This window comes from Paraburkholderia elongata (assembly GCF_013177735.1).
GTDB lineage: Bacteria > Pseudomonadota > Gammaproteobacteria > Burkholderiales > Burkholderiaceae > Paraburkholderia > Paraburkholderia elongata.
Genome location: NZ_WOEZ01000055.1, coordinates 1 through 16,828, shown reverse-complemented (window position 1 = coordinate 16,828; position 16,828 = coordinate 1). Strand labels below are relative to the sequence as shown.

Below are 16,828 nucleotides of genomic sequence, written 5' to 3'. Positions count from 1 at the left end.
GACAGCACCTGATCGGCATCGAGACGCCATTGTCGCGCAAGCGAACGCAGCGCTTCTTCATGCAGTTCGCATTCCTCTCGACGCCGCGCGAGCGTGGCTGATCGGCTTCTCTTCTAGCGCATAGGGTTCGCCGCGCCCTCACCCGCCACAGTCATCCATTGGCGTACGCGCCAAACTGCCACGAGCCCCGCGAGCACGTACGGATCGGCTCTGGCAAAGGCTTCGGCGGCTGCAGGAGAGTCGCCTTCGAAGAGCAGCACGGCAGTGTCCACGGGTTCGGTCAACGCGCCGGCCAGTTGCAATTCACCGCGTTCCGCTGCCGCCCAGGCGAGTTTCAGATGGGCCTCGCGATACACGCCACGCCGCTCGAGGTAGTCCGGTACGAGGTCATAGATCAACAGATAGTGCATGGCGAGCCTCCTTTGGCTTGCGTGGCGCAGAGGGCGGGCGGCGCATCGGCGCGGAAATTCGAGTCAAGATGACCCGTACGATCGTCAACGGGATTTTCTGCCGATTTTCTATTCATTTGCATCTGCAGCAATGCGGATCGAATGCTTAATATTTGATCACCCATATCGAACGACGGTGTGCTAATTCATTTGCATGCACCTCGCCAATTAATCCGGATTGCATAACATATTTTGGCCCGGCTACGATTGAGCCGTTTCATTCGCCGGAGCACCGCCATCCCCCGCCGCGTAGGGGAAAACCAGCGTGAGCGCTTGTCAACCGGAATGCCCTTTTGTCCGTTCTGGCAGACAGCATTTGCCATAATGCGCGTGCCGAGGGGTCCTGGACTCCATTGACGCCCGCGCGCATGAACGACCAAAAACGTTTTCACCACCGATGGAGTGCCACATGAAAATCCAATCCGCTATCGCTACGCTGGTGCTGGGCGCGGTCCTCGTTTCGCCGGTGTTCGCGCAGAACAGCCAGCAAACGAAAATGGCCGACTGTAACAAGCAGGCCGGCGACAAGAAAGGCGATGACCGCAAGGCCTTCATGAAGACCTGCCTGTCCGCCAAGCCGGCTGCCGCAGCGCCGATGAGCCAGCAGGACAAGATGAAGGCGTGCAACACGCAAGCCGCTGACAAGAAAGGCGACGACCGCAAGGCCTTCATGAAGACCTGCCTGTCGTCCGCGCCGGCTAACTAAACACGAGGCAATCGGCGCGGCCCACACGCCGCGCGCTCAGCCGCGTATTGCTCGAACAGGGCCGCGCCGCTTTCCGGCGCGGCTACTGCCTTTCTCCTGTCCTTGCTTCTATCCTCGCTACTGCGCCCCTTCGCAGCTCATCTCCCCGGCAACCGCCCTCGCGCCGCAGATTCCTTCGCTGTCCATCCGCGCGAACGCGCCGTTTTTCTTCTATGATGGCTGCGGAGACGGCCCACCCCCACACACAACATTAGACGGGCCGCCATCTTGTCGTTGATGCTGCAGAGCATCGATCGGAGGCAAGGATGGTATCGAAGCATAAAAACCGCTGGTTGAGGCGGTGGCTGGTCGTCATCATATTCTGGGCTGTGCCCGTGGCGATCGTTGCGGTCAGCGAGATCCGGGAAGAAATGGCGTACAACGCCGTCGACCTCGACCGTGCATTGACCACCTGGAATTTCACCGACGCACAACGCGCCGCCGGCGCCCCCGCGCGCTGCCATGGCAAGCCCGACGAGGCGCAAGCCGCCGGCTGCCCGGCCGATGTGCTGGCCGCCAATGCGCCGCGCCAGCAGGACGCCCGCAACGAATATAGCGTGCGTCGCTCTACCCTCATGGCTTACCTCTGGCATGCGTTCGTCGGCTACTGGATCGTGCCGGCGATCACGCTGTTCCTGATCGGCGTGCTGATCGGCATGATTCGCCGCGCGCTGCGGCGCCCGCCTGTCAAAAGTCCGGCGAACCATGGGTGAGGATGCGGGTGCCGCGGCCGGTCAAAATTACATCAACGCCCCCGACAATAGTTCGCAAACCCCCGCCACACAAGGCTTTTAGCCGAACGACCAAGTACGCCTTCCCCGCTGGCCTGTGATATAACTTAAAGGCAACCCGGCAGCACAATATGGGGTTGTGCCTAGGAACCATGATGGAGAAAAACGATGCAAAGACGTAACTTCATGCTGAAGACTACCGCCGCGCTCGCTTTCGGAGGCCTTGCACTCGCTGGTTGTACGACCAACGGCCCCAGCCAGAACACGCCCTCCACTGATGCATCCAAACGCCAGTCGATCGATGCCAGCGTCGACGGCACCATGTCGCGCCTGTTCACAACCGTGAAGGGTTCGCGCGAACTCGTCTCCAAGGCGCGCGGCGTACTGGTGTTCCCGTCGGTACTGCAAGCGGGCTTCATCGTCGGCGGCCAGTATGGCGAAGGTGCGCTGCGCGTAGGCGGCGGCACGGTGGGTTACTACAGCACGATTTCCGGTTCGCTCGGTCTTACGGCGGGCGCGCAGTCGAAGGCCATCATCTTCCTGTTCATGACGCAGGACTCGCTCGACACATTCCGCAATGCCGACGGCTGGTCGGCGGGCGGCGACGCCTCCGTCGCGCTGGTGAAGATGGGCGCCAACGGCGCGATCGACACGACCACGGCAACCGCCCCGGTCGAAGTATTCGTGCTGACCAACTCCGGCCTGATGGCCGATATCTCGCTGCAGGGCACCAAGGTATCGCGCCTGAAGATCTAGGCAGCTACCCGCTCCCAGGTCCCGAAGGCAGCGGCAATAAAAAACGGCGATGCGCATCGCACGTCGCCGTTCTTTTTCATCGTGCCGCGTGAGGCCACAGTACGCCGCTCAACTCCCCGACGTATCGATCACCTTGAAGCGCGAACGCTTCTGCGCGCGAATCACCGACTGATACGCATCCACATACTGTTGCGCCATCCGGTGCGACGTGAAGCGCTCTTCGAAGCGTTGCCGCACGCCCGCCCGCGGCACCTTATGCAGGCGATTGACCGCTGCCACCGCGCCGATCTCATCTTCGACGATAAAGCCGGTCACACCATCGTCCAGCACTTCCGGCACCGAGCCGCGGTTAAACGCAATCACCGGCGTGCCGCACGCCATTGCTTCGATCATCACGAGGCCGAACGGCTCGGGCCAGTCGATCGGGAAGAGCAGCGCATGCGCGCCCGATAGAAACTCGGCCTTCTGGTTATCCGCGATCTCGCCGATGAACTCGACATGCGGCAAGTCCAGCAACGGCCGGATCTCGCGCTCGAAGTATTCGCGGTCGGCGGCATCCACTTTCGCGGCGATGCGAATCGGCATCCCGCAGCGCCCGGCAATCCGGATCGCGGTATCGACGCGTTTTTCCGGCGAGATACGGCCGAGAAACGCGAGGTACTTCTGCTCGACCGGCTGCGGCGTGTAGAGCTGCTCAGGCAGGCCGTGATAGACGGTAGTGAGCCACTTGGCCTGCGGCAACGGATGACGCTGCGAATTCGAAATCGAGATCACCGGCGCGGTGTTGAAGGTGTCGAACACCGGCTGTTGCTCGGGCAAGTCGAGGCGGCCATGCATCGTCGTGACGAAGGGTGTCTCCTGACGCTTGAAGACCGAAAACGAGTAGTAGTCGAGGTGAAAATGCAGCACGTCGAAGTTTTCGGCCTGGCGGCGCACCAGTTCCATCAAGAGCATATGGGGCGCGATGCGATCGCGGATCCCCGGGTCCAGACGCAACGCGCGCGGCCATACGGGTTCGAGTTTCGCGCTCGTGACGGAGTCGCCGCTCGCAAACAGCGTCACGTCATGGCCGAGTTCGACGAGCGCCTCGGTGATATAGGACACGACGCGCTCCGTGCCACCGTATAGCTTCGGCGGCACCGATTCGGTCAAGGGGGCGATCTGCGCAATCTTCATATTTTGTCTCCGTGAACTGACGGCTTGCGCCAATGGCGGTGCACGTCAGCGGCGCTGAGTATGACAGCGCCGGTCCTTCTCCATCAATGAGGCGAACGCCGGGTGTCCGCCTGCACCAGCCGCATCAAAGCATTATTCACCAGGACGCAACAAAAAACCCTTGGTCTTGCAATTCCTGTGCGCTGTTACATTCAACTTACATCCGATGGCGCGCCTATTATCCGCCTCGCCATTGCTATCGCGCCGGCCATTTCCAGCCCGGCAGGTCGCGATCGTCCGCATCGGCGATGCGCGTCGCGCCGAAGTGCTTCTCGAGCACGATCGACTGGCTGCCATCCTCTCGCTCGAGCGCCGCGATCAACCGCGCCGCATGCGATGCCACCAGCACCTGGGAATGCGCGGAAGCCCGCGCGATCAGGCGCGCCAGCGCCGGCAGCAGGTCCGGGTGCAAGCTCGTCTCCGGTTCGTTCAGCACCAGCAGCGCCGGCGGACGCGGTGTCAGCAGCGCGGCCACCAGCAACAGGTAGCGCAAGGTGCCGTCCGACAGTTCCGCGCCCTTCAGCGGCCGCAGCAGGCCGTGTTGCTGCATCGACACTTCGAAGCGGCCGTCCTGCGTGGCGATGTCGAGGCGCGAGCCGGGAAATGCGTCGTCGATGGCGGCATCGAGTGCCACGGGGTCGCCGATCTCGCGGATGGTTTGCAGCGCCGCAGCGAGGTCCGCGCCGTCGTTCGAGAGCACCGGCGTGTGCGTGCCGATCTGCGGCAGACGCGCGGCCGCTTCAGCATCCGTGCGGAAGTGGTCGTAGAAGCGCCACGAGCGAATCTGCTCGCGCACCGTGATCATCTCGGGGGCGGTCCGTGGGTCGGAGAACTCCGTCATCATGCTGTCGAAGCTGGCGACTGGTTGGGGGATGGTTTGCCAGTCGCCCTGCTCGTCACGCGTGCGCAAGGCCGCGCCGTGCCGGTCGACCAGTAAGGCCGACGGACGCAACACCGGGCCGCTCCAGATGCTCTCGCGTTTGATCGTGGGGTCGAGGGGGAAACGGGTGGCTTTATCGAGCGGCGGCAACCCCAAATCGATCGCATAACCGAAATCGTCGCCGGAAAATCCAAGCCGCAGACTCACCGGTTCTTTACGGCGCGTGCCCTCGACGGGCAACTCGCCCGCCAGCACGGCCCGCGAAAAACGTTCGGGCCCAGCCCACAACGTAGATTGCAAACCACCCTCACGCGCGAGCGACGTAATCACGCCGCCGCGCGCGGTCTCAGCCAGCAGACGCAGCGAGCGATAGACGCTCGATTTCCCGCTGCCATTCGCACCCGTGATGACATTCAATTGCCCGAGCGGCACGATCAACTCGCGTAGCGACCGGTACCCCGCGATGGCCAAAGTCCTCAGCATGCGGCCACCCTTCGACCAAACGCGCGCTGTCGAGCGCTCAGTAAAACAAGTCCGTTCAAATGCACCATCACTTATGTCCGCCACCCTTGCCCGGCTTCTGCACGGGCACATTGCGCAAATCGTTCAGAAAAGTATCGCGCCACACGCCGAGATCGTTCTTGCGCAGCGCCGCCATGTTGATCTCATGACGCCGCTGACGCGCATCGAGCGGCATCTGCAGCGCGCGCTGCAACGCTTCGCACATGCCAATCGTATCGTGCGGATTGACCAGCAGCGCGCCGCTCAACTCCGCGGCTGCGCCCGCGAAGATCGACAACACTAGCACGCCTGGATCGTCGGGATTTTGCGCGGCGACATACTCCTTCGCGACCAGGTTCATACCGTCATGCAACGGTGTGACAAAGCCGATCTGCGATTCGCGAAACAGCGACATCAGCTTCCAGCGGTCGTACTGCTGATTCAGATAGCGGATCGGCGTGTAGTCGAGGCCCGAATAGCGGCCGTTGATGCGCCCCGCTTCGTATTCGAGATCCTGGCGGATCTTCTGATAGGTGGCGACGTCCGACCGGGTCGGCGGTGCGATCTGCACCAGCGTGACGTTGCCGCGCCATTCGGGCGAGCGTTCCAGCAACTGCTCGAAGGCGCGAAACCGTTCAACCAGCCCCTTCGAATAATCGAGCCGGTCGACGCTCATGATCAGCTTGCGGCCCTCCAGACTCTGCTTCAGGTCGAGCACGTGCTGGCGGCTTTCGTAGCGCTTGGCCTGTTCGGCGATTTCGTCGGGAAATACGCCGATCCGATAGACGCCCGTACGCAACTTGCGGCCGAAGGCTTCGACCTGATTGCCCCCGCTGACGGTGCCGCGCGCGTGGCGCGCCACGTAGTCGTGGAAAGCGAGTTCATCGGTCGCGGTCTGGAAGCCCAGCAGGTCGTAGCACGACAGCGATTTCACCAACTCTTCGTGCGGCGGAATGTTGAGCAGGATCTGCGGTGCGGGAAACGGAATGTGCAGGAAGAAACCGATGCGGTTCGCGATGCCTTCGGAGCGCAGCGCTTCGGCGAACGGGATCAGATGGTAGTCGTGAATCCAGATCACGTCGTCGGGTTCGAGCAGCTTGATCAGCTTGTGCGCGAGCCATGCGTTCACGCGCCGGTAGCCCGCATACTCGTCGCGCTCGTAGCGCGCGAGGTCGTTGCGGTAGTGGAACACCGGCCACAGCGTCGCGTTCGAAAAGCCGCGGTAGTACTGGTCGTAATCCTTGCGCGTAAGGCCGACGGTCGCGAAGGTCACCGCGCCGTCCTGCTCCAAAGTCGGGCCGGCGTTGGCGACGGTCTCGCTCACCACGTCGCCGCTCCAGCCGAACCACACGCCTCCCGCATCCTTGAGCGCGCCGAACACGCCAACCGCGAGGCCGCCCGCCGATCCTTTGGTTTCTGTCGGTGTTGCGACGCGATTCGACACGACGATCAGTCGGCCCATGTTGGTAGTCCTCCTTGGTTCGCACGGCGCGGCCGATGTGCTGTTCAAGGCTCAAGCTGGCTGAAACGCCTTGCGTCCCCCCGATTCGGGCACGCGGCTCAGGTGTCTGCCGCGATTCACATCAAATTCAAATCGACGACGCGATCAGCTGCCGCTCTTGCAAGGAAATGCCTTGCCGAGCCCCAGCGAGATCGCCGTACTGGCGTTATAGCCCGCGACGATCGGATTCTCGGCGATGTACTTGCGTACTGCGTCAGTGAGTTGCGCCGAGCGCGCGTCCGGCGGCAGGCAGTAGTACTGGCCGACGCGCGGCCCAGTGGTGCCGCCGATAGCGTCGATCGTGTTGAAGATACCGTCGGCGGCGCCTTCGATATACGCAGCACACGCACTACGCGATGCCACATCGGTCTTCGTGCACAGCTTGTTGAGGTCGCCTCCCGTAAACGCGGCTGCCGATAGCGGTACGGCAAGCGCGCTGGCGAAAATCAAAGCCCGCAGCATGATGTTCCTTTCCAGGGTCGTTTATCAGGCGGTCTTGCGCCGCATCGAACCGGCGCGCCTCGTAGCACGCCAAGTCGTCATTCTGCACTGTTTTGCAAGGCCGCAGTCATGCCAACAGCCGCTATCTTCAGGCAAATTTGTCGGTCCGGCGCTCCGGTGGTCCGACACTTCGGTGGCCCGGCACTCCGGCGCTTCGGTACCCCGGCGGCCGGCGCTCCGGTTTTTCACGCAGTTCACTTCTGTTGCATCTGCTGCAGGCGTGCGGTGAGTCCCTCAACCACGTCCGGCTCCTTGTAGGTCTTCGCGAAATCGAGCGCGGTCAGGCCGATCTGGTTCTTCACCGTGAGGTCCGCGCCGTTGTCGAGCAGGAGCTTCACCGTCGACACATGACCGCCACGGGCGGCCATCATCAGCGGCGTGGTGCCGTTCGGCGAGCCGGCGTCGACGTAGGCCGAATGGTCGAGCAGCACTTTGACGATGTCGTCGTGGCCGTTCGCAGCCGCGTAGTGCAGCGGCGCCCAGCCCTTCTTGTTGACTTCGGCGTCCTTCGCGATCAGCTGATTGACGAAATCAAGGTCGCCGTTCAGCGCGGCCATCATCATGGCGTTCTCGCCGGCCTTGTCCTGGATCTCGATGTCGGTCTTCGGATTGGCGAGTAGCGCCGCGCCCACCTTGTCCGACTTCTCGCGTGCGGCGATCACCAGCAGCGGGTAGCCCTGGTTATCGACGCTGTTCGGGTCCATGCCCTTGGCGAGCAGCTTGTTGACGCCGTCGACGTCGTCGAATTTGACCGACTTGACCAGCGAGTCGATCGGCGCGGCCTGAACCGGCGAGGCGACCAACGAAGTCAGCGCGGCGCAGGCGAGCGTGGCGGCCAGCGCGAGGCGCGACGCGCTGCGGCGCGTTGAACCGAGGGCGGTTTGCACCGCTGAAGTCTCTTGAAACGCAGCGGTCGAAGTCGAATAATTTGTCATGTTTTGCTTTAGGAAACTTCCCTATCCTTTTGATATTTATTGACTTTATCCATCACGCGCCAGCTGGCGCGGGGATTTTAAAGAGCCGGAAGAAGTTTTGTGTCGTCGCGGCGGCCAGCGCCGTATCCGGCATGTCGCGTTGTTGCGCGATGAAGCGTCCGACATAACTTACGTACGCAGGTTCATTAGGCTTGCCGCGATACGGCACGGGCGCGAGGTACGGCGAGTCGGTTTCGATCAGCAAACGATCGAGCGGCACGCGGCGCGCGACGTCCTGTACGTCGGTCGCGCTCTTGAACGTGACGATACCCGACAGCGAAATGTAAAAATTCTGCGCCAACGCCTGCTCGGCAACCGCCCACGGTTCGGTGAAGCAATGCATCACGCCGCCCGGTTCGCTCGCGCGCTCTTCGGCCATGATGCGCAGCGTGTCTTCCGCCGACGAACGCGTGTGAATGATCAGCGGCTTCTTCGTGGCGTGCGCCGCGCGGATATGGGTGCGGAAGCGCTCGCGCTGCCATTCCATATCGGCGATCGTGCGGCCTTCCAGGCGGTAGTAGTCGAGGCCGGTCTCGCCGATCGCAACCACCTTCGGATGCTCGGCCAGTTCGACGAGTTCAGCGAGACTCGGCTCGCGCATGTCCTCGTGATCCGGGTGCACCCCGACCGACGCAAACACGTTCTCGTACTGGCTCGCGATCTCCAGTACAGACGGCAGCGTCTCCAGGTCGACCGATACGCACAGCGCATGCGTGACCGAATGGCTGCGCATGTTCTCGAGCACCTGCGGCAGGCGGTCGGCGAGTCCTTCGAAGTTGATATGGCAGTGCGAATCGACAAACATGATGATGTCCTGCTGATAAATAGCTTGGTGTGAATCTGGCCGTCGATCAGGCCGTGAATCCGCCTATCAATCCGACTGTAAATCAGCCGGCGGCCGCTTCGAGCCGCTTGCCGAGAATCACCAGATCGCGCTCCACGCCGTCCAGCACCGCAACGCGCGGGAGCGACCCCCACGTGTCGAAACCGAAGCCACGGAACAGTCGCAGGCTCGCGTCATTGTGGCCAAAGATAAAACCCAGCACCGTGTCGATACCGAGCGCCGGCGCCGCCGCGAGCGAGGCCGTCAGCAGTTGCTTGCCGAGCCCCTTGCCGCGCGCGCTTTCGTCCAGATAGATGCTGACTTCGGCGGTGCGCAGATAGGCCGGGCGACCGTAGAAGTCAGAGAAACTCAGCCATGCGATCACGCGGCCGGACTGCTGCGGATCTTCCACCACCCATAGCGGACGCTTGTACGGGCCATGTGCCTGAAACCACGCCAGACGGCTTTCGACGCTCACCGGTTCGAGATCGGCGGTGACTTGCCGCGACGGCACGGTCGAGTTGTAGATGGCGACGATCGCGGGCAGATCGTCGAGCGTGGCATCGCGGTAGGAAAGGTTCATGGTGCTTTGAACGTGAGATGGAAGACGAATCAGCGGACGGACGCACGAGTGGGCACGGCGCGGTAAGGCGCGCCTGCCCCGGCCGGATCGTCCGCCATCAACAGACTTACGCGAACAGCTCGCGGTAGCCGATAAACAGTTCTTCGAACACCAACCGCGCGTTCAGCGGATGGTTCTCCACAGCGCGCTGGCGCGTCACGGTGCGCATGAAGCGCGCGAACGCGCTGGCGTCGGCTTGCGATGCACAGCGCGTCAACGCCGTCGACGCCTGCGGAAAATAGCGCGGCACGCCGGCCGTGCGCTGCGCCAGCAAATCGTACATCCAGCGTTGCAGCCAGCCGAGCACGAGCGGCACCGGCAGCTTCTGCAGCGCCTCGCCGCAGGCAAAAGCGTCGCACTCGGCACCGGCGGCCAGTTGCTTGAGGGTCCAGTCACGCAGCGTGCGGTTCTCGTCGCTCGCGAGTGCGAGGGCCGTGAGCGGCGCACCGCCGGCCTCTGCGAGCAGCGCGGGCGCTTCGGCGACGCCTTGCGCGGCGAGCCACCGGCTGGCGACATCCGGCGCAGGCATCGTCATCGGCCACTGGCGGCAGCGGCTGATAATGGTGGGCAGCAGCCGGTCGACGCGCGCCGACACCATCAAAAACACCACGCCCGCCGGCGGTTCTTCGAGCGTTTTCAGGAGCGCGTTGGCGGCAGCGATGTTGAGCCCCTCGGCCGGATACAGCACGACCACGCGCGCGCCGCCGCGGTGCGACCCGACGCCGACGAAATCAAGCAGGCCGCGAATCTGCTCGATCTTGATTTCCTTGCTGGGCGCGCGGGTCTTCTTGCCTTCGTCGCCGTCGGCCTTCTCGGCTTTTTCTTCCGCGGCGTTAGCGAGACCGGCTTCGGCGGCCAGCGCTTCAGGCACGACGATCCGATAGTCCGGATGATTGCCCTGCGTGAACCAGTTGCACGCCACGCACGCGCCGCAGGGCTCGCCGTTGGCCTGCTGGGCCTCGCACAGGAGCCCTTGCGCGAGGTGCTGCGCGAAGCGCAGCTTGCCGATCCCCGCTTGGCCATGCAGCAGCAAGGCGTGCGGCCAGTGCCCACGCAACTGCTGCAGGCGGTTCCAGTCATCGGCTTGCCACGGATAAATCATCGTTTCTCTTTTAAATCAATCGGTTGACGACGCTTGTTGAGATATCAAGCGAACTTCGTCACCGTTATAACTCAGGATTATGTTCTTTTAAAATCAAAGAACTGCGATCAATTCTTCAAGTTGCTTCTGAATACGCGCGATGCTCTGTGAAGAGTCAATGATAGCGAACCGGTACGGTGCTTCTTCCGCGCGGCGCAGATATTCGGCACGGGTGCGGTTGAAAAATGCCTCCGACTCGCTTTCGAACCGATCCGGATCGCGCGCGGCGCTGCGCCGTTCGTTGGCGATTTCCGGCGCCAGGTCGAACAGCACCGTCAGGTCCGGCTGAAAACCGCCCTGCACCCAGCGTTCGAGCGTTTCCAGCTTGTCGCGCGGCAGGCCGCGGCCGCCACCCTGGTAGGCGAAGGTCGCGTCGGTGAAACGGTCGGACAGCACCCAGTCGCCGCGCGCCAGCGCCGGCTCGATCACTTCGGCCAGATGCTGGCGGCGCAGCGCGAACATCAGCAACGCCTCGGTTTCGAGGTCCATTTTCTGATGCAGCACGATCTCGCGGATCTGTTCGCCGAGCGCCGTGCCGCCCGGCTCGCGCGTCATCACGACAGAGCGGCCGGTGCTCGCGACTTTCTCTTCGAGGCGTTCGCGAAACCAGCCCAGGTGGGTGGTCTTGCCGGCGCCATCGATGCCCTCAAACGTTATGAATTTGCCCCGCGCCATCATTGCCCTCGAATGTATTTGTCCACGGCCTTGTTGTGATCGCCGAGGGTGTCAGAAAAGATACTGCTGCCGTCGCCGCGTGATACGAAGTACAGCGCGGTGGATTGCGCCGGGTTCATCGCCGCCTGCAGCGATGCGACACCGGGCAGCGAGATGGGTGTTGGCGGAAGCCCCATCCGGGTGTAGGTATTGTAGGGAGTGTCGGTCTGCAGGTCTTTCTTTCTGATACGGCCGGTGTAGTTCTCACCCATGCCGTAGATCACGGTCGGATCGGTTTGCAGCGGCATCCCCACGCGCAGGCGGTTCGCGAACACGGCCGCCACCAACGCCCGGTCCGATTTCTTGCCGGTTTCCTTTTCGATAATCGACGCCATCGTCAACGCGTCGTACGGGGTCTTGTACGGCAGGTTCGGCGCACGCGCGGTCCACGCTTCGTCCAGACGCAGCCGCATCAGCCGGTATGCGCGGCGGTAGACGTCCAGATCGCTGGTGTTCTTGTCGAATAGATACGTGTCGGGGAAAAACAGCCCCTCGCCATTGCCTATCGACGCTTCCGGCGCGTTGATCGCATTCATCAGATCGGTGTCGCTCATGGTGACCGTGTCGTGCTTGAGCGCCGGATTGGCGTCCAGCTCGGCGCGCATGCGCTTGAAGGTCCACCCTTCGATGATGGTCGCCACGTATTCATTGACGTCGCCGCGCGCGATTTTTTGCAGCACTTCGTACGGCGTGATGCCCGTCTTGAACTCGTAGTTGCCCGATTTCAGGTCGCTTTGCAGCCCGAGCAGCCGCGTCATGATAACGAACAGTTCAGGCTCGACCGGCACGCCGCCGCGGTTGAGCTGCAGCGTGACGCTGCGCAAACTGCTGTGCGGCTTGACGGTGACATCGAGTTGCGCGGGGGTCAAATCGAGTGGGCTGGTGGCCCAGTGATATCCGCCTGCGATTGCGGCTGCGGCCAGCACAACGACGATTGAGCCGGCGACGAAACATTTCTTCAGAAGGGACATGCGAAACGTGGCTGGGTTGGACCTCATATAATACTTGTTTGCCTTAGCTAAAGTCAGAATTGACTGTTCTCGGAATCCATGAACACACCGCTCGCTACCGCTTCAGGCACGCCTTCAGTGACTCCCGCAGTTGTGCCCGCCGGCGCCGCTGCCACGGCGCAGGCCGCAGCACCAGTCGGACTTCCTACGCTGCCGCGCCCTGCCGCCGATGAATTCGACGCCGTCATCCGACAAGGCGCCTACATGCCGCTGACGCAGTTCGGCGTGATCGACGTGACCGGCGACGACGCGGCGAGCTTCCTGCACGGCCAGTTGACCAACGACACCCAGCATCTCGACGCCGCCAATGCGCGCCTCGCTGGCTACTGCTCGGCCAAGGGCCGACTGCTGGCGTCGTTCCTGACATGGCGCACGGGCGAGACGATCCGCCTGCTGGTGTCGAAGGACGTGCAGGCCGCCGTGCAGAAGCGGCTTTCCATGTTCGTCCTGCGCGCCAAGGCCAGGCTCGTGGATGCGAGCGGTGAATTGGCGGTGGTGGGCCTCGCAGGCGACGTGCGCAAAGCGCTTTCCGGTGTGTTCGATGCGCTGCCCGACGGCGTGCATGTGCAGGTGGACGGCACGGCGGGTTCGCTGATTCGTGTTCCGGACGCGCTCGACCGGCTGCGCTATCTATGGATCGGCCCGAAGGCTGTGGTCGAGGCACGCCTGCCCTTGCTCGACGAAAAACTCAAGCGCGTGTCGCCGGCCGTATGGGATTGGCTCGACATTCGTGCGGGCGAACCGCGCATCACGCAACCGGTGGTCGAACAGTTCGTGCCACAAATGGTCAATTTCGACGTGCTCGGCGCGGTCAATTTCCGCAAAGGCTGCTATCCGGGTCAGGAAGTGGTGGCGCGCAGCCAGTATCGCGGCACGATCAAGCGGCGCACCTCGCTCGCGAACGTGGCCGGCGAACTGGAGACGGTCAAGGCCGGTGCCGAACTGTTCCACTCGGACGATCCGGGCCAGCCGTGCGGGATGGTGGTGAATGCGGCGTCCGCGCCGGAAGGCGGCGTCGATGTGCTGGTGGAGATCAAGCTGGCGGCGCTCGAAGGCGGCACGGTGCACCTGGGCGCGGTGGATGGTCCGGCGCTGACGTTCCTGGCGTTGCCGTATGGGTTGCCGACTGAGGTTTGATTCGGTCAAGTTTGACACGTGCCAGTTAAATCCATGGGAAGGCCATGAAAGTTTTGAAATGGGGCGATAGCCTCGCTATCCGTTTGCCTGCGGACATGGTCCAGTTACTGCAACTGTGCGAAGGCGACACTTTCGAAGTGATCGCCGCTGACGCGCAGCCTGAAGATGCGGGTAATTCCAAGCGGGATTTCTACTTCGCGCGCCTCCGTCAATTTCGCGGCAAGCTTCCTGCTGACTTCAAGTTCTGCCGCTCTTAAGCCCTCACCGGGAGACGCCCCCCGATGTGCCTGATCGTCTTCGACTGGCGACCCGATGCGGTCGACGGACCGCTCTTCACGCTCGCCGCAAATCGCGACGAATTCTTCCGCCGTACCGCCGAGCCGATCAGTTGGTGGCATGACGCACCGACCGTGCTGGCCGGTCGTGATCTGCTGGGCGGCGGCACGTGGCTCGGCATGTCGCGCGATGGCCGCTTCGCCGCGCTGACCAATTACCGCGCGCCGCATGAAATGCGCGCCGATGCGCCGACCCGCGGCACGCTTGTGAGCGACTGGCTCAGTGGATCGGGTAACGGCCAGCACGAAACGCCGCTCGACTATCTGCGACACGTCGCGCGAACCGGCGACATCTACAACGGCTTCAATCTGCTCGTCGGCGACTGGACGCGCCGCGAACTCGGCTGGTACTGCAACCGCTCGAACATCGCGCCCACGCTGCTCGCGCCCGGCACGCACGGCATCTCGAACGCGGTGCTCGATACCGCCTGGCCGAAGCTGGTTAAAAAACGCGCGGAACTGGGCGCCATGCTCACGAGTGATGCGATGCCGCCGCTCGAACGCCTGATCGATCTGATGCGCGATCCGCGCCTCGCGCGCGATGACGAATTGCCGTCCACCGGCATTCCGCTCGAACGGGAGCGGGCGTTGTCAGCGGCGTTTATCGAAACGCCGGAATACGGCACGCGTGGCACGACGGCGGTACGCGTGGTCGCGCATGGCGAGGTGATCAGCGTAGCGGCCGCCGAACGCAGCGACGACAACGGCTCGCACCGGATCGTGCGACCCGGCGACTTCGAGCGCAGCTTTGCGTTCAACGTTGAACGCGAGATTGCCTGAGGACTGTTTGGCGACTGCCCGGCCGTTCATTGCCTGACGGTCATTTGCTGACCGCCTCGCTGCTGGGCAGCCGGGCGATCAATCGCACGATCTCCCAGACGGCTTAGACAGAGCGCAGACTACTCGACGCCGAACGCCGCCCGCAATGCCGCGGCGGCATCTCCATGCGCCTGCGCAACGTCAAGGACGTAGCCGCCCATCTTGAAGAACTCGTGAATCATGCCCGGGTAGCGTTTCAGGGTGACCTGATTGCCCACTGCGCGTAGTTTCTCGGCATACGCATCGCCCTCATCGCTTAGAGGATCGTATTCGGCGGTCGCGATCCATGCCGGCGCGAGGCCGCTGAAATCGGGCGCGCCGCGCTTGCCGTCGAGTGGTGCGAAACGCCAGTCGTCGCGATCGCTCTTATCCCGCACGTATTGCTCGAAGAACCATTGAATCGTGTCGCCCGATAGCAGGAAGCCATCGGCGAGGCGCGAGTGCGAATCGGTTTGCTGATAGCCCGTGGCGCCCGGATAGATCAACAATTGCAGCACGAGTTTGATGCCCGCGTCGCGCGCCAGCACCGCGCACACCGTTGCCAGCGTGCCGCCCGCGCTATCGCCGCCCACGGCCAGCCGCTCTGCATCGACGCCGTATTCCGCGGCATGCGCGTGCAGCCAGATCAACGCATCGAACGCGTCTTCAACGGCGGTGGGGAATTTGTACTCCGGCGCGAGCCGGTAATCGACCGACAACACGGTACAACGGCCATCGCGCGCGAACATCCGGCACAACGCATCGTGCGTATCGACACTGCCGACCGTGAAGCCACCGCCGTGGTAATACACCAGCGCCGGCGCAGGCTCGGCCCAGCTTGGCTCTATCGGCTGATAAAGACGCGCGCGAATCGTCGCACCGTCGCGCGTCGGCACGTGCAGGTCCTCGACCGCGAACATCGGCGCGCTCGCGATCTCCAGAATCGGCGCGCTTTTTTCGTAGGATGCGCGCGCCTTTTGCGGGCTCAACTCGTGAAGCTGCGGGCGTTTTGCGCGCGCGATCATGTCGAGCACCTGCTCGATCTTCGGATTCAGCGGCATCGGGCTTCTGGTGGCGCGTGGGCGCCGAAGGTTAATGGGTCGAAAGTGGGGAAACAGCCCCTAGCTCGCGTTCTTCACTTCGGGCTTCAGCGACATCGGATCAGTCGGGTTGCGCAACTGCTCGATATCCTCGTGACGCAGCTTCACCGTTGCCATGATGCCCGGATGCGTGACGATGTAAAAACGCCGCGCAGCGATCGCTTCGAACGTGATGTCAGCGACGTCGGCCGCCGTCAGCTTGCCCGATTGCACCGCGCGTTGCAGTTGCTTGCCGGCGGCGATCTGCGAGCGCGTCGGCCCGCTATCGTTGCGCAGTTCCGCGGGCCGCGCGCGTTCGGCGTCGGCGATGCCGGTCGGCACGAAGGCCGGGCATAACAACGAACAGCCGACCTCGCCGCCACTGGCCGCCTGCGCGAGTTGCAGGTCGTGATAAAGCGTCTCCGTGAGCGACACGACGGCGTGCTTCGAGGCGTTGTAGATACCCATTGCGGGCGGCGACAGCAAACCCGCCACCGACGCCGTGTTGACGATATGCGCGGGTTCGTTCTGCCGCAGCATGATCGGCGTGAAGGCGCGCACACCGTGCGCGACGCCCATCACGTTGACGTTGAAGACCCACGCCCAGTCGTTCGCCGAGCTTTCCCAAAGGAAGCCGCCCGAGCCCACGCCCGCGTTGTTGAACAGAAGATGTACCTTGCCGAAGGCGTCGAGCGCCGCTTGCGCGAGCGCTTCGACCTGGGCGGCGTCGGATACATCCGTCGGCACGCCGATTACCTCGGCGCCGCCGGCGCGCAATGCGGCGACGGTTTGAAGAAGCGTCTCGGGATTCACGTCGGCGAGCACGAGCTTCATGCCGAGCGACGCGCCCTTCTCCGCGAACGCCCGGCCGAAACCGCTTGCCGCACCGGTGATCACCGCCACCTTGCCTGCGAAT

19 protein-coding genes are annotated in these 16,828 nt (G+C 63.2%); 6 read left to right on the top strand and 13 right to left on the bottom strand.

All coding sequences use genetic code 11. The features are described from left to right. Window positions 1–113: 113 nt before the first annotated feature. A complete protein-coding gene (locus tag GNZ13_RS11765) occupies window positions 114–410 on the bottom strand; it encodes a YciI-like protein (RefSeq protein WP_172163864.1) in 297 nt (98 codons plus the stop codon). A gap of 448 nt (window positions 411–858) precedes the next feature. Between GNZ13_RS11765 and GNZ13_RS11760 the strand changes: the two genes are divergently transcribed. The 3 genes from GNZ13_RS11760 (at window position 859) to GNZ13_RS11750 (ending at window position 2,681) form a co-directional block, all read left to right on the top strand. Further along, the gene (locus GNZ13_RS11760; RefSeq protein ID WP_172163861.1) at window positions 859–1,155 is read left to right on the top strand and encodes a PsiF family protein; all 297 of its coding nucleotides are present in this window, start codon (window positions 859–861) and stop codon (window positions 1,153–1,155) included. Between the two features lie 305 nt (window positions 1,156–1,460). Next, the gene (locus GNZ13_RS11755; RefSeq protein ID WP_172163858.1) at window positions 1,461–1,907 is read left to right on the top strand and encodes a hypothetical protein; all 447 of its coding nucleotides are present in this window, start codon (window positions 1,461–1,463) and stop codon (window positions 1,905–1,907) included. A gap of 186 nt (window positions 1,908–2,093) precedes the next feature. Next, entirely contained in the window at window positions 2,094–2,681 is a 588-nt protein-coding gene (locus tag GNZ13_RS11750; protein ID WP_172163855.1) for a BPSL1445 family SYLF domain-containing lipoprotein, read from the top strand. 108 nt (window positions 2,682–2,789) lie between these two features. Here the strand turns inward: GNZ13_RS11750 and GNZ13_RS11745 are convergent, their stop codons facing one another. The 10 genes from GNZ13_RS11745 to mltG form a co-directional block, all read right to left on the bottom strand. Further along, entirely contained in the window at window positions 2,790–3,857 is a 1,068-nt protein-coding gene (locus GNZ13_RS11745) for a glycosyltransferase family 4 protein (protein ID WP_172163852.1), read from the bottom strand. Between the two features lie 235 nt (window positions 3,858–4,092). Continuing rightward, on the bottom strand, window positions 4,093–5,259 hold the full coding sequence (locus tag GNZ13_RS11740; protein ID WP_172163849.1) for an AAA family ATPase: 1,167 nt from the start codon (window positions 5,257–5,259) through the stop codon (window positions 4,093–4,095). A gap of 67 nt (window positions 5,260–5,326) precedes the next feature. Further along, window positions 5,327–6,739: an alpha,alpha-trehalose-phosphate synthase (UDP-forming) gene (otsA, locus tag GNZ13_RS11735; protein WP_172163846.1), complete on the bottom strand. Its 1,413-nt coding sequence runs from the start codon at window positions 6,737–6,739 to the stop codon at window positions 5,327–5,329. Window positions 6,740–6,883: 144 nt separating this feature from the next. Then, the gene (locus GNZ13_RS11730) at window positions 6,884–7,240 is read right to left on the bottom strand and encodes a Rap1a/Tai family immunity protein (protein ID WP_054042704.1); all 357 of its coding nucleotides are present in this window, start codon (window positions 7,238–7,240) and stop codon (window positions 6,884–6,886) included. A gap of 233 nt (window positions 7,241–7,473) precedes the next feature. Continuing rightward, window positions 7,474–8,214, bottom strand: coding sequence for an ankyrin repeat domain-containing protein (locus GNZ13_RS11725; RefSeq protein ID WP_172163843.1), 741 nt, complete (start codon window positions 8,212–8,214; stop codon window positions 7,474–7,476). Window positions 8,215–8,266: 52 nt separating this feature from the next. Continuing rightward, window positions 8,267–9,058 (bottom strand): TatD family hydrolase, encoded by a 792-nt coding sequence (locus tag GNZ13_RS11720; protein ID WP_172163840.1) that lies wholly within the window; start codon window positions 9,056–9,058, stop codon window positions 8,267–8,269. Window positions 9,059–9,140: 82 nt separating this feature from the next. After that, a complete protein-coding gene (locus tag GNZ13_RS11715; RefSeq protein WP_172163837.1) occupies window positions 9,141–9,659 on the bottom strand; it encodes a GNAT family N-acetyltransferase in 519 nt (172 codons plus the stop codon). Window positions 9,660–9,765: 106 nt separating this feature from the next. Continuing rightward, entirely contained in the window at window positions 9,766–10,800 is a 1,035-nt protein-coding gene (locus tag GNZ13_RS11710; protein WP_172163834.1) for a DNA polymerase III subunit delta', read from the bottom strand. 93 nt (window positions 10,801–10,893) lie between these two features. Beyond that, complete coding sequence (gene tmk, locus GNZ13_RS11705) at window positions 10,894–11,514, bottom strand: dTMP kinase (RefSeq protein WP_172163831.1); 621 nt, start codon at window positions 11,512–11,514, stop codon at window positions 10,894–10,896. Beyond that, window positions 11,514–12,524, bottom strand: a complete 1,011-nt coding sequence (gene mltG, locus GNZ13_RS11700; RefSeq protein ID WP_172163828.1) for an endolytic transglycosylase MltG — start codon at window positions 12,522–12,524, stop codon at window positions 11,514–11,516. The genes tmk and mltG overlap by 1 nt, the downstream gene beginning before the upstream one ends. A gap of 78 nt (window positions 12,525–12,602) precedes the next feature. Between mltG and ygfZ the strand changes: the two genes are divergently transcribed. Genes ygfZ through GNZ13_RS11685 form a run of 3 tightly spaced genes read left to right on the top strand, consistent with a single transcriptional unit; the run spans window position 12,603 to window position 14,815 of the window. Further along, entirely contained in the window at window positions 12,603–13,700 is a 1,098-nt protein-coding gene (gene ygfZ, locus GNZ13_RS11695; RefSeq protein WP_172163825.1) for a CAF17-like 4Fe-4S cluster assembly/insertion protein YgfZ, read from the top strand. A 44-nt stretch (window positions 13,701–13,744) separates the two neighbouring features. Beyond that, entirely contained in the window at window positions 13,745–13,957 is a 213-nt protein-coding gene (locus GNZ13_RS11690) for an AbrB/MazE/SpoVT family DNA-binding domain-containing protein (RefSeq protein WP_172163822.1), read from the top strand. Window positions 13,958–13,981: 24 nt separating this feature from the next. Then, the gene (locus GNZ13_RS11685; RefSeq protein WP_172163819.1) at window positions 13,982–14,815 is read left to right on the top strand and encodes an NRDE family protein; all 834 of its coding nucleotides are present in this window, start codon (window positions 13,982–13,984) and stop codon (window positions 14,813–14,815) included. 119 nt (window positions 14,816–14,934) lie between these two features. Here GNZ13_RS11685 and GNZ13_RS11680 read toward each other — a convergent pair whose 3' ends face one another. Together GNZ13_RS11680 and GNZ13_RS11675 are read right to left on the bottom strand one after the other, a co-directional pair. Beyond that, window positions 14,935–15,894, bottom strand: coding sequence for an alpha/beta hydrolase (locus tag GNZ13_RS11680; RefSeq protein ID WP_172163816.1), 960 nt, complete (start codon window positions 15,892–15,894; stop codon window positions 14,935–14,937). A 60-nt stretch (window positions 15,895–15,954) separates the two neighbouring features. After that, window positions 15,955–16,828 (bottom strand): SDR family oxidoreductase (locus GNZ13_RS11675; RefSeq protein ID WP_172163814.1); only part of this gene is annotated, 874 nt, incomplete at its 5' end.

Bases quoted from the DNA above. Each gene is read 5' to 3' on its own strand.
- GNZ13_RS11765 (WP_172163864.1), bottom strand. From the start codon at position 410: ATGCACTATCTGTTGATCTATGACCTCGTACCGGACTACCTCGAGCGG.
- GNZ13_RS11760 (WP_172163861.1), top strand. From the start codon at position 859: ATGAAAATCCAATCCGCTATCGCTACGCTGGTGCTGGGCGCGGTCCTC.
- GNZ13_RS11755 (WP_172163858.1), top strand. From the start codon at position 1,461: ATGGTATCGAAGCATAAAAACCGCTGGTTGAGGCGGTGGCTGGTCGTC.
- GNZ13_RS11750 (WP_172163855.1), top strand. From the start codon at position 2,094: ATGCAAAGACGTAACTTCATGCTGAAGACTACCGCCGCGCTCGCTTTC.
- GNZ13_RS11745 (WP_172163852.1), bottom strand. From the start codon at position 3,857: ATGAAGATTGCGCAGATCGCCCCCTTGACCGAATCGGTGCCGCCGAAG.
- GNZ13_RS11740 (WP_172163849.1), bottom strand. From the start codon at position 5,259: ATGCTGAGGACTTTGGCCATCGCGGGGTACCGGTCGCTACGCGAGTTG.
- otsA (WP_172163846.1), bottom strand. From the start codon at position 6,739: ATGGGCCGACTGATCGTCGTGTCGAATCGCGTCGCAACACCGACAGAA.
- GNZ13_RS11730 (WP_054042704.1), bottom strand. From the start codon at position 7,240: ATGCTGCGGGCTTTGATTTTCGCCAGCGCGCTTGCCGTACCGCTATCG.
- GNZ13_RS11725 (WP_172163843.1), bottom strand. From the start codon at position 8,214: ATGACAAATTATTCGACTTCGACCGCTGCGTTTCAAGAGACTTCAGCG.
- GNZ13_RS11720 (WP_172163840.1), bottom strand. From the start codon at position 9,058: ATGTTTGTCGATTCGCACTGCCATATCAACTTCGAAGGACTCGCCGAC.
- GNZ13_RS11715 (WP_172163837.1), bottom strand. From the start codon at position 9,659: ATGAACCTTTCCTACCGCGATGCCACGCTCGACGATCTGCCCGCGATC.
- GNZ13_RS11710 (WP_172163834.1), bottom strand. From the start codon at position 10,800: ATGATTTATCCGTGGCAAGCCGATGACTGGAACCGCCTGCAGCAGTTG.
- tmk (WP_172163831.1), bottom strand. From the start codon at position 11,514: ATGGCGCGGGGCAAATTCATAACGTTTGAGGGCATCGATGGCGCCGGC.
- mltG (WP_172163828.1), bottom strand. From the start codon at position 12,524: ATGTCCCTTCTGAAGAAATGTTTCGTCGCCGGCTCAATCGTCGTTGTG.
- ygfZ (WP_172163825.1), top strand. From the start codon at position 12,603: ATGAACACACCGCTCGCTACCGCTTCAGGCACGCCTTCAGTGACTCCC.
- GNZ13_RS11690 (WP_172163822.1), top strand. From the start codon at position 13,745: ATGAAAGTTTTGAAATGGGGCGATAGCCTCGCTATCCGTTTGCCTGCG.
- GNZ13_RS11685 (WP_172163819.1), top strand. From the start codon at position 13,982: ATGTGCCTGATCGTCTTCGACTGGCGACCCGATGCGGTCGACGGACCG.
- GNZ13_RS11680 (WP_172163816.1), bottom strand. From the start codon at position 15,894: ATGCCGCTGAATCCGAAGATCGAGCAGGTGCTCGACATGATCGCGCGC.